The following is a 14,744-nucleotide window of genomic DNA, read 5'->3' on the forward strand; positions in this document are numbered from 1 at the left end:
GAGCGCCCGGCCGGGGGCGAGCCCCTCCGCTCAATCGAAGGCGAGCACCTCGGAGACGGGGCGACGAGGGGTCGCCCGCCCCGTCGGCCCGTACCCCAGGCGGAACACCATGTGGACGTAGCCGACCGCCGAGAGGGGGTCACGTGCGTCGAAGCGGAGCTCGGGCCATTCGAGGGGCTGCGACATGAGGGAGGTGGCCAGCCCGTCGAGGGTGGCCTGGAGCAGCACCCGCTGTGTCGCCTGTCCTGCCCGCAGCCACGCGTCGGGGGTGTCCTCGGCGGTGCCGAGGAGGGCGATCTGCGGTGTCTTCTCGAAGCGCGCCGACGGACGCCCGGACACCCGGCCCGGGGCGCCGAAGTCCCTGACGGGGGAGGTCACGTCGTACTGGCGTGGACCGAAGGCGTAGGCGGGGACGCCGTCGGACCGGTCCGCCTCACCCGCCGCGCCCGTACGTGTCCAGGAGGCGATCTCCGCCCGTACGGCCTCGTCCGCGGCCTCGAACAGCGCGGAGGCGTGGACGAGCCCCAGGACCGTGTCGGTGTGCCAGTCTCCGGGGACGGTCAGGCGGCAGCCCTCCAGGAGCGCGGCGGCGCGGAGGCCGTCGAACAGCTCGGGCGGTATCCGTTCCTCGGTGAAGGGGAAGCGGCTGGTGTGTCGTCGGGACAAGGCGGCATGGAGCACGTCCAGTCCGTCGCCGGCGTCCTCGGGTCCGTCGAAGCGGACGTCGGCGAGATGCCACGGATCGTCAGGGGCCGGCAGCAGCCGGACGGCGGGGCGCAGGCCCCGGTGCACGGCGGCCACCCGCAGCGCGAACAGGGCGGCACCGCAGCCGAGGTGGAGGGCCCGGTGGTCGGGGTCCTGGCGCGGCATGCCGCGTGACGGGTCGCCGTAGAGCTCGACGGTGCCGGACGCCTCGCGGTGGAGGAACCGCCACGGCTGGGCGTTGTGCATGGACGGAGCCGTGACGGCGTCCTCGACCAGCGAGGTGACGAGCGGACGGGGAAGCGAGATGGGGGACACGGCACATCCTGTCTGTGCGGGGGCGGTCACTCGGAGAAGTCGTAGGCCGCCCGCGGGGACGGGGCACCGAAGCGGGCGTCGTCGTGTGGGGAAAGCCGGTCCACGACGGCCACGACGCCCTCCACGCGTTCGGCGAGCCGCAGCAGCATCACGGCCTGGCTCCGCAGCCGGACCCGGCCCGCCAGAGTGACCACGCCGTCGAGCACGTGGACGTCGACCGCGTCCTGCGGCAGGTCCATGGAGTCCGCGAGGATCTCCTCCCGGATGCGGCGCCTGATCTCGGGGTCCGGCCGGAGGAACACACGGAGCAGGTCCCGGCGGGTGACGATGCCCACCAGCCGCTCCTCCTCGTCGACCACCGGCAGGCGCTCCACTCCGCGGCGCGCCATGAGCCGTGCCGCGTCCGCCGCCGCCTCCTCCGCGTGCACGGTGACGGCCGGAGCGCTCATCACACCGCGGGCGGTCGGAGCCCTGCGGGCCAGGAGGTCGCTCTCGGAGACCACGCCGACGACATGGTCGTCGGCGTCCACGACGGGCAGCCCGCTGATGTCGTGTTCGGCGAGGAGCTTCGCCACGTCCCGGAACGACATGCCGGGGAGGGCGGAGACCACGTCGTCGGTCATCAGGCCGCCGACCTTCAGGTGTTTCATCGCGGTCCTCCCGTTCGGGCCGTCGGCGGGTGGGTCCGTACGCCACCACCGTCCGCCTCGCCGGTACGCCCGGGCGAGGGGCCGAACGGTCCACCCGAAGGACCGACCGGACCTCTGTCGGGCCCTCGTCTCCGCCGCCCGGGACCTTTGGGCCCACCTGTGCCCCCAGAGGCCCTCGGGCGTTCCCGGCACCAGGTGCGAGGGTCGAAGAGCAGTCCTCACGTGTCCGGCAAGGGGAGCGGCGGCCCGCTCGCCTGCCGCGGCACCGATCCGGACACAGGAGCACGTCATGACCACCACCACGGGACGGCGCGAGCTCGTCGTCGGCATCGACCCCGTCCGCGAAGGACACCTCGCCCTGGCCTGGGCGGCCGACGAGGCTCGTCGCCGAGGTCTGGGCCTCCGCCTCGTCGTCGCCGTACCACCGCCGCACGACCCCCGGCACGCCGGCGACACGCCACGACACCAGGCCCTGGCGCGGCGCGGCGAGGACGCGCTGCGCGCGGCGGCCGACTGGGCCCGGGAGCGGCAGCCGGACGTGCCCCTCGCGTCCGCTCTGGCCGACGGTCATCCGGCACGTGTCATGGCGGGCCTGTCCCAGGAGGCCGCCATGGTCGTCCTCGGCTCCCGCCACCTGAGCCGTACCGAGGAGTTCCTCAGCGCCGGTTCGCTCGTCGTGCCCGTCACCGCCCAGGCGCGCTGCCCCGTCGTCGTGGTCGGCGACGCGGAGCACACCACGCAGGACCCGGCGTACCTCGTCGTCGGCGTCGACGGGAGCGAGTGTTCCCGGGCGGCCCTCGCGTTCGCCTTCGAGGAGGCGGACCTGAGGCGGTGCGCCCTGCGGGCCGTCGCGGTCTGGCAGCCACCCGTCTTCTCCCTCCGCACCGGAGACACCCTCTTCCACGCCGAGCGCCGGCTCCTCTCCGAGGCCACGGCGGGCTGGGCCGAGAAGTACCCGGACGTCCGTCTCACCCACGACGTGCTCATCGGCTCGCCCGTCGAGCTGCTCGCGGAAGCCGCCGAACACGCCCTGGCCGTCGTCGTCGGGCGCCGGGGCCGGGGCGGCTACTCCGGCATGCGCGTCGGCTCGGTCGTCCGCGGGCTGCTGCACCGTGCCCACTGCCCGGTGGTCACCGTCCCCGCGGAGTGAACGCACCACACGGACGCCGGCCCCCTCCCCTGCTCGCCGCCGGCCCGGGCGGCGACTCGCGCGCCCGCCGGATTCCCCGCCGCACACGCCGTCCGCACGCCCTTCCAGGGGCCGGAGCCGACAGGAACGACCGGACCGGCCGGGCTACCGTGAGAGCGGGTGCGGCGGACGCCGCGCGTCCCGGACGCGACCGGAGGTTCCGATGGACGGGGAGGACGCCGGGGCGACGGACACCAGGCTGCCGAGGCTCCGGCTCGACGAACTGCTGGACGAGCTCCAGGGCCGCATCGACGAGGTGCGCGGTACCAGGGACCGTCTCACGGGACTCCTGGAGGCCGTCATCTCCGTGGGGCGGGAGCTCGACCTGCCGCAGGTGCTGCGCGGCATCGTCGAGGCCGCCGTCACCCTCGTCGACGCCGAGTACGGCGCGCTGGGCGTCATCGGCGAGGACCGCGGGCTGTCCGAGTTCCTCCCCATCGGCATCGACGACGAGCTGCGCGAGCGGATCGGAGCCCTGCCCTCCGGGCACGGCATCCTCGGCGAGCTGATCCGCCATCCCGAGCCGCTGCGCCTGACCGAGCTGTCCGAGCACCCCGCCTCGTACGGCTTCCCGGCCCACCACCCGCCCATGCACTCCTTCCTCGGCGTCCCCATCCGCGTCCACGACGAGGTCTTCGGCAACCTCTACCTCACCGAGAAACGCGGGGGAGCCGACTTCGACGCCGAGGACGAGGCCGTCGTGACGACCCTGGCCGTCGCCGCCGGCGTCGCCATCGAGAACGCCCGCCTGTACGAGGAGGGCAGGCGCCGGCAGCGCTGGCTCGCCGCGAGCTCCGACTTCACCAGCGCCCTGCTCTCCGGCACGGCGGAGGCGGAGGTCCTGGACGGGATGCTGGAGCAGGCCGTGGACATCGCCGACGCCGACATGGGGGTCTTCTACCTGGTCGGCCCCGGTGGCGAGCTACGGGGCTCGCTGGCGCGAGGCGACGGCGCCGACACCCACCGCGGGGTCGTCCTGCCCAGCAGCGAAGGCACCCTGGCCGCCGCCGCCCTCGCCGAGACCGACGGACTGATCACCGTGGCGGACGTCTCCAGCGACGCGCGGGTGACGGTCCAGCCGGAACGGTGGCAGGGCTTCGGCCCGGCCGTGGCGGTCACGGTGGGCACCAAGGAACGACTCAGCGGCGTCCTGATCCTCGCCCGGCACAGCGGCCGCGTGCCCTTCCTGAGCGCCGAGACCGCCGCCCTCCCCGGCTTCGCAGGGCAGGCCGCCCTGGCGCTCGAACTGGCCGACCGCCGCCGCGACGCCGAGCAGGTGACCCTCCTGGAGGACCGCGACCGGATCGCCCGCGACCTGCACGACCTGGCCATCCAGCGCCTCTTCGCCACCGGGATGACGCTCCAGAGCGCCCGGCGTTTCGTCGAGCACCCGGAGGCGGTGGACCGGCTGACCCGGGCGATCGACGACCTCGACGCCACCATCAAGATCATCCGTTCGACCATCTTCGGCCTCCGCGAACACGACACCCCCGGCACCGCGCCCAAGCTCAGAAGCCGTGTCGTCGCGGCCGTCGACGCCGCCGCGGCGACCCTCGGCTTCGCCCCGGCGCTCCGCATGGAGGGCTTGCTGGACACCGACGTGCCCGCCGCCGTCGCCGACGACGTCGTCGCCGTCATCGGCGAGGCCCTCACCAATGTCGCCCGGCACGCGCGTGCCCGCAGGACCGAGGTCGCCGTCCTCGCGGACGACGGGATCCTGGAGGTGTCCGTGAGGGACGACGGCGTCGGCCTCCCGCCGGACCGCGTGGACAGGGGACTGCGCAATCTCGCGGAGCGGGCCGAGCACCTCGGCGGCCGGCTCACCGTCCACTCACCGCCGGAGCCCGGTGGAGGAGCCCGACTCACCTGGCGCGTCCCCCTCCCCCCGGACGACATCCGGGGGGAGGCTAGCGGTTCTCCGCCTCGTGCTCATGGGCCTGCGCGGCGATGACGGCCGCCTGCACCCGCCGTTCGACGCCCAGCTTGCCCAGCAGCCGCGAGATGTGGTTCTTGACCGTCTTCTCCGACAGGTAGAGCCGCTTCGCGATCTGCCGGTTGGTGAGCCCCTCCCCGATCAGCTCCAGGACGGACCGCTCACGCTCGGACAAGGCCGCGAGGCGCTCGTCCTCGGGGGGCCGCGCCGCCTCCGGCGCCCGCAGCGAGCGCATCAGGCGGGCCGTGGTCGCCGGGTCGAGCATCGACTGTCCCGTCGCCACGGTCCGTACCGCCGACACGAGATCCGAACCCTTGATCTGCTTGAGGACGTACCCGGACGCCCCCGCCATGATCGCGTCGAGCAACGCGTCCTCGTCGTCGAACGAGGTCAGCATCAGACACGCCAGCTCCGGCATCCGCGACCGCAGCTCCCGGCACACGGCGATCCCGTCGCCGTCCGGCAGCCGTACGTCCAGGACGGCCACGTCCGGGCGCAGCGCGGGCCCCCGGGCCAGAGCCTGGTCCGCCGTGGCCGCCTCCCCGACGACCCGCAGGTCGGGCTCGTCGTCGATCAGGTCGCGCAGTCCCCGGCGGACGACCTCGTGATCGTCCACCAGGAAGACCCGTGTGGGTTCCTCGGCTGCCGGGAGTTCGGTCATGGCGACCCCTGTGCTCGGTGGACGTCCACCCGCCCCACCAAGAATTGTCCGTCACGAACCGCCTTCGCGTGGATCCGTGAGCTCCATCCGCACATCGACGACACCCTCCACGGCCCGGGCGGCACGCGCGAGCAGCGGCACCAGCGCCCGTTCGGCGAGCGTTCCGCGCAGGGTGGCCACACCCTCGGTCACCGTCACGTCCATCCCCGTGAGCGCCGCGCCGTCGAGCACGGACCGCCGGATCTCCGCCCGGATCTCCCCGTCCTCCCGCAGGAAGACCTTGAGCAGGTCACTCCGGCTGACGACCCCTTCCAGCATCCCGACCCCGTCCACCACCGGCAGCCGCTTCACCCTCCTGCGGGCCATGATCCGGGCCGCCTCGGCCAGGGAGGCGCCGGCGTGCACCGTCACCGCCGGACTCGACATGAGATCCCCCGCCCTCACGGCCCGGGCCTTCGCCGCGTCCTCGCCCGCTCCTGGGTCGGGGTCCGCGCCGCGGAACGCCTCCTTCGGCAGCAGATCCGCCTCCGAGACCACTCCCACGACCCGCCCTTCCCCTTCCAGGACGGGCAGGGCGCTCACCTTCCACTCGTCCATGAGCGCCACGATCTCCTTGTAGGGCGCGTCACGCCCGATCGCCACGGCGGTGTGGGTCATGACGTCACTGACGATGCGGGGCCCGGCAGATTCCGGCATGAGTGACCTCTTCTCGCGTCACCACCACTCTGCCGGACGCCCGCCGGACGGGGGAGGGCCGACCGGCCCCTCCTGCCACCACTCGGCCCCGTACCGAGGAGACCGGAGGCACCGCGTCGACGCCGGCCCGCGCCGGGAGCCGGACGCTCAGGCCCGTTCGGAGGCCCGGGGAGTGCAGGCGAGGTCGCCGGCGTCCCCGAGCTTCAGCGAGGCGCGTGTGGTCGTGCTGCCGTGGCGCACCGTCAGCAGGATCTCGCCCTTGGTGTAGTCCGGGAACCAGACGGCGTACAGCGTGCGGGCGCCGCCCGCGACCGTGCCGATCCGGGTCACCTCCACGGGCGTGCCGCTACAGGTCGCGGCCGTGACCTCCGCGCGGTCGGCGGCGAAGAGCCGTCCCCAGCCGTGGGCGAAGGAGGTGAAGAGCGGACTGACGCTTCCCGCCTTCTTCAGCGGCGGGTCGTTCGGATGCGTCGCACAGGCTCGTGCCCGGACCAGGTCGACGGTGACCGAAACGTGACACAACCGCCCGTTGCGCGTCTCCCAGGCGTACTCCGCGACACCGTTCGGCCAGGCGTCGACCAGCATGAGCCCACCAGGACCGGCGGTATCGGCCTCGTCGAGCGACCGCGCCAGCTTGGCGCGGGTCAGATCGGCGACCTCCGACGGGGACGGCCCGGTGGCCGACGGAGAAGGTGCCGGGCTCACCGGCGCGGAGGAAGGAGTTCGGCCGGACGGTGGCCCTTCCCCGGAACAACCCGTCAGAGCCGCGGCCAGAAGCGCGGCCGTGACAGCGTGCAATCCGTAGCGCATGGAGCCCCCCCGTGCCGATCTTGCTCGGCGTCGACAGATGATCGCAGCAGCACCCCCGCGGCGCAATCGCGTTACCGGGGCACCAGCGAGCACCCCCGCCCCATGGTCGGCACCCGCCGGAGCAGTTCCGCCCCGGGCAGCCCTGCTCACCTTCAGCCGGGCGGAACGGAACAACGCCGTGGCCGAGCCGCTCCCGTCGCTCATACGATCCCCGCATGACGAATACGGCGTGGCGCGTCGCTCTCGGCGTGGCGGCCTCCAGCGCGTTCTTCTGGGCGGTCGCCGGGGCGGTCGACATGGGGCTGGAGCGAACGCGCAAGGGCTACGCCCTCCCCGACGGCGGCGAGTGGTACACGTTCGCCCTGTTCGCGGGGTTCGTCGTCGCCTACGTCAGCGTGGCATCGCTCACCGATACGGCCGCGGAACGGCACGCGGCGCTCGTCCCCGCGGCGGGTGCCTGGTGCGGCGTCGTCTCGTGCCTGCTCCTGGGCCAGCAGACCCGGCACTGGGTCGGCGCCGCGGTCCTGGCGCTGATCGGCACGGGCCTTCCGCTCCTCGTCCCCCTGCGGAGCCGCGCGCGGCGTGCCCGGTGGGGCGCCGACGCGTCGCCCTAGCGTCCGGCTCGACCCCGTACGCCTTCTCGCGCGGCTCCGCCTCGCGCGCCCGATCCGACCACCACCCGGTCCGTCCGGCTCCGCTTCACGCGGAGCCCTCACGACAGAGGTACGACATGCGCGTGCGCATCGCCCATGGAATCGCCCTGATGGCCACCGGTCTGCTCGCCGGTGCTTTCAGTTATGGCGCCGCCAATCTCGTCCCGACCTTCGGCGCCGTGCCGATCGACATGAGGCTCGACTTCCACGCGGAGCTGATGAAGGTCAACGGGATCACCGTGCAGGGAGCCATGGTGGTCTCCACCCTCGGCTCCCTCACCCTCGCCGCGCTGACACGCGGTCGGGCCCGTGGCCTCGCGGCCGCGGCGTGTCTCCTGACCTTCGCGTCCTTCCTGATCACCCGGCTCGGGAACGTCCCGATCAACGGCCGCATCAAGCACTGGGCCGCCACCACGCCGCCGGCCGACCACGCCGAGATCCTGCGGCGCTGGGAGCTGTTCAACAACGCCCGGACCCTCACGGCGGTCGTCGCCTTCGCCCTTCTGATCCTCCTCGCCCTCGCCGGTCCGTTCGGCGGGGCGCGGGTCAGGACGCGAGGGGCGCATGAGTCTCAGGGGCGTTCCTTCGCCGCGTGACCGGGCCGCGGACCGTCGCCGCCGGGTCCGGGGCGTTCCGGAAGGGGAGCCGCTCCGGCGCGAGGGCTGACGTCCCGCCCCTTCAGACGTCCCGCACCCCTCAGGCGTCTCGGCGCGCGGGGCGGAGCAGGACCCGGAGCGGTCGCCACAGGACGGCGGCGGCCCCGAGCACGGCGGCCGGCGCCCACATCACGAAGAACCTGTGCAGACTCGCGTCCCGCTCGTACAGGACGGTTGCCAGGCCGAAGGTGTAGAGGCCCAGCGCGACGACCGATCCGGTCGTGACGGCCGAGGGAGCCCTCCGGCCGCCCTGTGCACCGTCTGGTCGCCGGATCCACGACCGGACGGTGGTGATGCCGAGCCCGCCGGCCAGGACGAGCACGATGCCGAACCCGGCCGCGAACAGGGAGCCTCCGACCGGGTGGGCGTCCGTCCGCTGTCCGCCCTCGGAGTCGGAGAGCTGGACGATCGAGCCTCGCCACGAGGTGCCGGCGACGCGGGCTCCCGGCCGGGTTCGCTCCAGGAACCCGCTCACTCCGCTGAACTTCACCGTCCTGGAGCCCGGTTCTGGACCGGTGAGGCTCATCTCCCCTCCGGAGGACTTGCCGCGCCGGATGTGGACGGAGTCGACGGAGAACCAGGTGGTGCGGAGGCAGTCGTCCGTCGAGGTGGCCTGACACGGAGCCGCGGAGAGGAAGGCGCGCTCGTCCGCGGCGGCGCCCGGCAGCACGACGGCCAGAAGCGTGAGTCCGCCCAGGAGGGCGGCGAGGCCGACGAGGCCGAGGAACAGGCTCTGGGCATGTCGCCGACGCGCGCCGATCGGTGTGCCGTGCCGAGGTCCGGTCACGTCACGACGTCCGTCGGCCGGAGGGGGAGCGCCCGTGTGACCCGGGGCGCTTCGGTACGCGTGCCGCTCGCCGTCCCGGTCATGGCCGGCCCCCCGCCACAGGTCGATGCGTTCTCGTGCGTTCAGCGTGCCATGGCCCCCTGCCCGCGTCGATGGCATGTTCTCGGCAACCTGCCCGCGGATTCGGTGCCGTCGTCGTACGGGGCGAAGCGGCCGTCACGTCTGTGAGGGAGGCATTTCCCGCTCGCCCCACCGGACGACGTGCCGCGCGGGCCGTTGGGCTCTCCGCCCCTCCCGAGGGGCCGGGCACGCCGCCAGGGGCAGCGACCGGGCGCGTCATGCCGCAGACTCGTAGGAAGGGGCCGGTGCGCTCCGGCACCGGCCGCGGGGAGAGTGGCCGACGTGCTCGATGTCCCGTTCTGGTTGTGGGCGGCGTTCGGCGTCACTGTGGTGGTGTCGCTGACGGTGGACCTGCTGGCCCACCGGACCGCGCATGTGATCGGTTTCAAGGAGGCGGCTGCCTGGAGCGGCCTGTGGGTGGGCCTCGCGCTCGTCTTCGGCGCCGTCGTCTTCCTCGTCCTGGGGACGACGCCCGGCACCGAGTACACGACGGCCTGGCTCCTGGAGAAGAGCCTGTCGGTCGACAACCTCTTCGTCTTCGCCGTGATCTTCGGCTACTTCAGGGTGCCACGCGCCTACCAGCACCGCGTGCTGTTCTTCGGCGTCATGGGCGCCCTCGTCTTCCGCGGCGTCTTCCTCTCGCTCGGCGTGGCCGTCGTCAGCCGCTTCACGGCCGTCCTCTTCGTCTTCGCCGCCATCCTCTTCTGGAGCACCTACAAGCTCCTCAGGGGCGAGGAGGACACGTTCGACCCCGGCAAGAGCTTCGCCGTGCGGGCCCTGCGGAAGATCATCCCGGTGCGGGACGAGTACGCGGGAGCGAAGTTCTTCGTGAAGGAGGCCGGCAAGCGCGTGGCCACGCCGCTTCTCGCGGTGGTGGCGGCCATCGAGGCGGCCGACCTGGTCTTCGCCGTCGACAGCGTCCCGGCCGTCCTCGCGGTCAGCGACGACGCCTTCATCGTCTACACCAGCAACGCCTTCGCCATCCTGGGCCTGCGCGCCCTGTACTTCATGCTCTCCGGCCTGCTGGACCGGTTCCACTACCTCAACACCGGACTCGCGGTCATCCTCTCGTTCATCGGCGTCAAGCTGATCCTCCAGGCGTCCCACAAGCTGATCAGTCCCGCGATTCCGGAGATCCCCTCCCCGGTCAGTCTCGTGGTCATCGCCGCCATCCTCGCGGTCTCCGTCGTCTTCAGCCTGCGCCGGCCCGCACCCGCCAAGCCGCCGGAGACCGGTACCGGCACCGATACCGACATCGATACCGAGGCCGGGGCCGATGCCGAGGCCGAGGGACTCGGGCGGCCGGCCGTTCGCCCGGACCCCGCCGCCACGGCGCCCGCGGACGGTTCGGGGACACGGGAGGACGGGGACCGGCCCTCTGGCGGCGATCCACCTCGGAGCCCATGAGGACCTGAGCCGCCGGGCAGGGGATGAGCTTCCCTCTTCCCCCGCTTCCGCAGATCCCACAATCCGACTATTGTTAAAAAATGGGTAAAAACGAGCATCCGGCCGGGCCGCAAGGCGCGCTTGTCTGCCCGGTGTGCAAGCAGGACGTCGACACGGTGGTCAAACGCCGGCACAAGACCCTCGGGCTCTACGTGCCGGTGTGGGAGCCGGGTCCGTGCCGCAATCCCGACTGCGTCGCGTACCTGGAGGAGTCGGCACAGCCCCACCCGCACCACAGCCAGTAGGTCCGTGCCCGGCTCCGTGGGGCGGGGAGCGAAGGCGCAGGGAGGCAAGGCCAGGGAGCCAGGACCAGGGAGGCAAGGTCGACGCCGCCCCGTCGGTCTGACGCGATGACGACGGGAGGGACGCCGCTGCCACGGCGCCCCTCCCGTCACTCCTGCCCCGGGCCGCCGGGCGCTGGGACCCCGGGGAGCGCGACGAAGATGGGTGCCGGCCCCGATGCGCGGGGCCCGTGCCGTCGGTGACGGTGGGGTGGAGGAGCACTCCCGGTGCCTCGTGAGGCGCTTCGTGCGAGGTCGCGTCGCGACGGCGCGCGGGGCCGGGGCAGCGGGCGTGTTCGCGGCCACGGCACGAACGGAGCCCGCGCCGATGACCTCCCCGCCCTCCTTCGCGTACGCAGACCACCCCGTCCCCGTCCCCGTCTCCGCCCCTCTCCCGGCCTGTCGTGACGACGGCCCGGTGCCGCCGTGAGCGTCACCACGTGGTTGGCCCTGGCGGTCTTCGTCGCCGTCTACGTGCTGATCGCGACCGAGTGGGTGCACCGGGTGGCCGCCGCGCTCGGGGGCGCCGTGGTCATGCTGCTCATCGGGGCGACCGCTCCCGAACACGCCTTCTTCTCCCCGCACGCCGGGATCGACTGGAACGTCGTCGTCCTGCTCCTGGGCATGATGCTGATCGTCGCGGTCCTGAAGCGGACCGGCGTGTTCGAGTACGTGGCGATCTGGGCCGTGAAGCGGGCCCGCGGGCGGCCGTACCGGCTCATGGTCCTGCTGATCCTCGTGACCTCCCTCCTCTCCGCGTGGCTGGACAACGTCACGACCGTCCTGCTCGTCGCGCCCGTGACCATCCTGGTGTGCGAGAGGCTCGCCCTGCCCGTGGTGCCGTACCTGATCGCCGAGGTCATGGCATGCAACATCAGCGGCGCCGCCACCCTGATCGGCGATCCGCCGAACATCATGATCGGCTCCCGGGCCGGGCTGTCCTTCAACGACTTCCTGCTCCACATGACGCCGATCGCGGCCCTGCTGGTCGTCGTGTTCGCCGTGATGGCACGGTGGATGTTCCGCCGCGCCTTCACCTACGACCCCGAGCGCGCGGCGCGGGTCATGGAGCTGCGCGAGCGGGACGCCATCAAGGACGCCCGGCTGCTGGCGGTCAGCGGCGTGGTCATCGTGGTCGTGATGGTCTGCTTCGTCCTGCACACGGCCCTGCACCTCGAACCCTCGGTGGTGGCCATCAGCGGGGGACTGCTGCTCCTGGCCGTCTCCCGGCTCGACCCGGGAGAGGTCGTGCGCGATGTGGAATGGCCGACGCTGGCGTTCTTCACCGGGCTCTTCGTGATGGTCGGCGCGATGGTGCGGACAGGGCTCATCGCCGACCTCGGGCAGGCCGCCGCCCGGGCGACCGAGGGGCAGCTGTTCGGGGCCTCGATGGCGCTGCTGTTCGGCTCCGTCGTGCCCTCGGCGGTGATCGACAACATCCCGTTCGTCGCCTCCGTCAGCCCGGTCGTCTCCGAAGTCGTCGCCGCCTCCGGAGGGATCGAGCACGCCGCCGTGCTGTGGTGGTCCTTCGCCCTCGGGGCGGACCTGGCCGGCAACGCCACGATCATCGCCTCCTCCGCCAACGTCGTGACCGTCGGCATCGCCGACCGCGCGGGCCATCACATCTCGTTCTGGCAGTTCAGCCGGTACGGACTGGTCGTCACCGCCGTCACCACCACACTCGCCGGCCTGTACGTGTGGCTGCGCTACTTCGCGATGGCCTGACCGGACGGAGGGACGAAGGACGGAGACACGGACGGACGGACGGACGGACGGGCGGGTGGACGGACGGACGGGCGGACGGACGGACGACGGACAGGACATGACATGACGGTCCCGGAAAGGAGCCCAGCCATGTCGGACCCTCCGGGCAAGGGCAGCCCGCGGCGGCTCCGCACAGGCCGGCGGACCGCGGCACGGCTCGCGCTGGCCGCCGCCGTGGCCGCCGTCGTCGCCGGTGCCGTCCTGCCCCAGGCCATGCTGCTCGCCGGCGGTCTGGCCATGACGGCGGCGGCGGCGCACCTCTTCCAGCGACCCGGAAGGCCGGCGGGACGTACGCGGTCGCCGGCGGGCCGTGCGACCCAGGGGCGTCGCCACGGATGGACAAGTGCCGCGCCCGCCGGTCAGGCTGGGAGCGGGGACCGACGCGTTCCTCGCGCGCCGGCGGCCGGAAGAGGCCAGGGAGCACGGCGCTGTCCTCAAGGGGGTGCCCCCGGGGAAAGGCGCGGAGCCATGTCGCTGTTCTGGCGGATCTTCCTTCTGAACGCCGCCGTGCTGGTCATGGCCGCCCTCCTGCTCCTCGGCCCCGTCACCGTCTCCACCCCCGTGCTGCTCGGCGAGGCCCTGGTCCTGATCGTCGGACTGGTGGCGATGCTCGTCGCGAACGCGGCCCTGCTGCGGATCGGCCTCGCCCCGCTCCAGCGGCTGAGCCGCGCCATGGCCACCGCCGATCTCCTCCAGCCGGGGCACCGCACCGAGGTCACGGGGACCGGGGAGGTCGCCGAGCTGACGAAGGCGTACAACGCGATGCTGGGCCGGCTCGAAGCCGAGCGGGCCACCAGCGCCGGCCGCGTCCTGTCCGCGCAGGAGGCCGAGCGCCGGCGCATCGCCCAGGAACTCCACGACGAGGTCGGCCAGACCCTCACCGCCGTCCTCCTCCAGCTCAAACACACGGCGGACCACGTGGCGGTGCCGGTGCGCGACGACCTCCATCAGGCCCAGGAGACCACGCGTGCCGGTCTGGACGAGATCCGCCGCATCGCCCGCCGCCTGCGCCCCGGCGTGCTGGAGGACCTCGGCCTGCACAGTGCCCTGCGCGCCCTCGCCGCGGAGTTCGCCACCGCCCGCCTGAGCGTGACCGCCCACATCACTCCCGGCCTGCCGGAGCTGGACCGCGCGACCGAACTCGTCGTCTATCGCATCGCCCAGGAAGCGCTGACCAACACCGCCCGCCACTCGGGGGCCGGCGCGGTCGAGGTCCACCTCGGTCCGCTGCCGCACGGGGGCGTGAGCCTGCTCGTCCAGGACGACGGCGAGGGGCTCCGCTCCGCACCCGAGGGAGCCGGCATCCGGGGCATGCGGGAACGCGCCCTGCTCATCGGCGCGGAGCTCGTCCTCGGAGCCGGCCCGAACGGCGGCACCCAGGTGCGTCTGAACGTGGCGGGAGCCACGGCGGACGGCCGGCGGGCGGCTGCCCGATGACCGCCGCGGCCCGCCCCTTCAGAGGGCGGAGCCGTCCGGCGTACGGCTCCGGCCCGAGGCGTCGAGCTCCGCGACGGTGAGGGTGAAGGCACCGCCGCCCACGGCGAGGAGACCGAAGACCGTGAACATGGAGCGCTGGTCCTCCTTGTGCAGGCGGTCGTACGCGGTCCTGCTGATGGTCACCCGTTCACGGCGGGGATCGGTGGTGTCGACGGCGGTGTACCGCCCCTGGGCCGCCTCGGCACCCGAGAGGCGGTCGCCGGACCCGGTGCTCGCGAGCAGGGCGGCCGCGGCGACGCCCGCACCGATCAGGAACACGTGCACCGGGCGCGGCAGGTTGCGCAGGGCCTGCCACTGGAGCGCCTTGTCGCTCACCCGGCTGCCGGACCGGAGATGCAAGGCGATGCTCCGGAAGATCGTGCCGGCGTGCAGGGGAACGAGGAGAGCGAAGCAGACGGCGAGGAAGAGACCGGTGTGCGTGACCAGGGGCCGGCCCGGGAGCAGGGTGAGGGCCGAAGCCAGCAGGGCCACACCGCCGAGACCGAGCTGAAGGCCCGCGTGAATCTTGAAACTGGTCTTCACGCATCTCTCCCGAGAACCCGTGTCAGCTGTCCGCTCCGCCCGCTCCCGGACGGAGCCCG

At 73.0% G+C, this 14,744-nt stretch carries 15 protein-coding genes; 8 read left to right on the forward strand and 7 right to left on the reverse strand.

The features are described from left to right. Positions 1 to 30: 30 nt before the first annotated feature. Positions 31 to 1,020 (reverse strand): Acg family FMN-binding oxidoreductase, encoded by a 990-nt coding sequence (locus ACFVU3_RS32285; protein ID WP_390071848.1) that lies wholly within the window; start codon positions 1,018 to 1,020, stop codon positions 31 to 33. Between the two features lie 26 nt (positions 1,021 to 1,046). Then, complete coding sequence (locus ACFVU3_RS32290; RefSeq protein ID WP_390071850.1) at positions 1,047 to 1,670, reverse strand: CBS domain-containing protein; 624 nt, start codon at positions 1,668 to 1,670, stop codon at positions 1,047 to 1,049. Positions 1,671 to 1,959: 289 nt separating this feature from the next. Between ACFVU3_RS32290 and ACFVU3_RS32295 the strand changes: the two genes are divergently transcribed. Both ACFVU3_RS32295 and ACFVU3_RS32300 read left to right on the forward strand, forming a co-directional pair. Further along, on the forward strand, positions 1,960 to 2,820 hold the full coding sequence (locus ACFVU3_RS32295; protein ID WP_390071852.1) for a universal stress protein: 861 nt from the start codon (positions 1,960 to 1,962) through the stop codon (positions 2,818 to 2,820). Between the two features lie 202 nt (positions 2,821 to 3,022). After that, positions 3,023 to 4,810, forward strand: a complete 1,788-nt coding sequence (locus tag ACFVU3_RS32300) for a GAF domain-containing protein (RefSeq protein ID WP_390071853.1) — start codon at positions 3,023 to 3,025, stop codon at positions 4,808 to 4,810. On the opposite strand, the gene ACFVU3_RS32305 is transcribed toward ACFVU3_RS32300, so the two are convergent. The 3 genes from ACFVU3_RS32305 to ACFVU3_RS32315 all read right to left on the reverse strand — a co-directional run bounded on the left by ACFVU3_RS32305 (position 4,767) and on the right by ACFVU3_RS32315 (position 6,854). After that, on the reverse strand, positions 4,767 to 5,453 hold the full coding sequence (locus tag ACFVU3_RS32305) for a response regulator (RefSeq protein WP_390071855.1): 687 nt from the start codon (positions 5,451 to 5,453) through the stop codon (positions 4,767 to 4,769). The genes ACFVU3_RS32300 and ACFVU3_RS32305 overlap by 44 nt on opposite strands. A 51-nt stretch (positions 5,454 to 5,504) precedes the next feature. Further along, positions 5,505 to 6,149 (reverse strand): CBS domain-containing protein, encoded by a 645-nt coding sequence (locus tag ACFVU3_RS32310; protein WP_390071856.1) that lies wholly within the window; start codon positions 6,147 to 6,149, stop codon positions 5,505 to 5,507. 147 nt (positions 6,150 to 6,296) lie between these two features. Then, positions 6,297 to 6,854 carry a hypothetical protein gene (locus tag ACFVU3_RS32315; RefSeq protein ID WP_390071858.1) on the reverse strand — a complete coding sequence of 186 codons (558 nt, stop codon included), beginning with the start codon at positions 6,852 to 6,854 and terminating at the stop codon, positions 6,297 to 6,299. Between the two features lie 320 nt (positions 6,855 to 7,174). Here ACFVU3_RS32315 and ACFVU3_RS32320 point away from each other — a divergent pair, with 320 nt between their 5' ends. Together ACFVU3_RS32320 and ACFVU3_RS32325 are read left to right on the forward strand one after the other, a co-directional pair. Continuing rightward, positions 7,175 to 7,573, forward strand: a complete 399-nt coding sequence (locus ACFVU3_RS32320) for a hypothetical protein (protein ID WP_390071860.1) — start codon at positions 7,175 to 7,177, stop codon at positions 7,571 to 7,573. A gap of 116 nt (positions 7,574 to 7,689) precedes the next feature. Continuing rightward, positions 7,690 to 8,208 carry an anthrone oxygenase family protein gene (locus tag ACFVU3_RS32325; protein WP_390071862.1) on the forward strand — a complete coding sequence of 173 codons (519 nt, stop codon included), beginning with the start codon at positions 7,690 to 7,692 and terminating at the stop codon, positions 8,206 to 8,208. 100 nt (positions 8,209 to 8,308) lie between these two features. Here ACFVU3_RS32325 and ACFVU3_RS32330 read toward each other — a convergent pair whose 3' ends face one another. Continuing rightward, positions 8,309 to 9,055 carry a hypothetical protein gene (locus ACFVU3_RS32330; RefSeq protein WP_390071864.1) on the reverse strand — a complete coding sequence of 249 codons (747 nt, stop codon included), beginning with the start codon at positions 9,053 to 9,055 and terminating at the stop codon, positions 8,309 to 8,311. Positions 9,056 to 9,457: 402 nt separating this feature from the next. Here ACFVU3_RS32330 and ACFVU3_RS32335 point away from each other — a divergent pair, with 402 nt between their 5' ends. The 4 genes from ACFVU3_RS32335 (at position 9,458) to ACFVU3_RS32350 (ending at position 14,103) form a co-directional block, all read left to right on the forward strand. Further along, positions 9,458 to 10,582 carry a TerC family protein gene (locus ACFVU3_RS32335; RefSeq protein ID WP_390071866.1) on the forward strand — a complete coding sequence of 375 codons (1,125 nt, stop codon included), beginning with the start codon at positions 9,458 to 9,460 and terminating at the stop codon, positions 10,580 to 10,582. 80 nt (positions 10,583 to 10,662) lie between these two features. Continuing rightward, positions 10,663 to 10,866: a hypothetical protein gene (locus ACFVU3_RS32340; RefSeq protein ID WP_390071868.1), complete on the forward strand. Its 204-nt coding sequence runs from the start codon at positions 10,663 to 10,665 to the stop codon at positions 10,864 to 10,866. A gap of 462 nt (positions 10,867 to 11,328) precedes the next feature. Beyond that, positions 11,329 to 12,627, forward strand: coding sequence for an SLC13 family permease (locus tag ACFVU3_RS32345; RefSeq protein WP_390071869.1), 1,299 nt, complete (start codon positions 11,329 to 11,331; stop codon positions 12,625 to 12,627). Positions 12,628 to 13,134: 507 nt separating this feature from the next. Continuing rightward, on the forward strand, positions 13,135 to 14,103 hold the full coding sequence (locus tag ACFVU3_RS32350; protein WP_390071871.1) for a HAMP domain-containing sensor histidine kinase: 969 nt from the start codon (positions 13,135 to 13,137) through the stop codon (positions 14,101 to 14,103). Positions 14,104 to 14,121: 18 nt separating this feature from the next. On the opposite strand, the gene ACFVU3_RS32355 is transcribed toward ACFVU3_RS32350, so the two are convergent. After that, positions 14,122 to 14,685, reverse strand: coding sequence for a hypothetical protein (locus tag ACFVU3_RS32355; RefSeq protein ID WP_390071873.1), 564 nt, complete (start codon positions 14,683 to 14,685; stop codon positions 14,122 to 14,124). Between the last annotated feature and the right edge of the window lie 59 nt (positions 14,686 to 14,744).

This window comes from Streptomyces sp. NPDC058052 (assembly GCF_042885515.1).
Classification (GTDB): Bacteria; Actinomycetota; Actinomycetes; order Streptomycetales; family Streptomycetaceae; genus Streptomyces.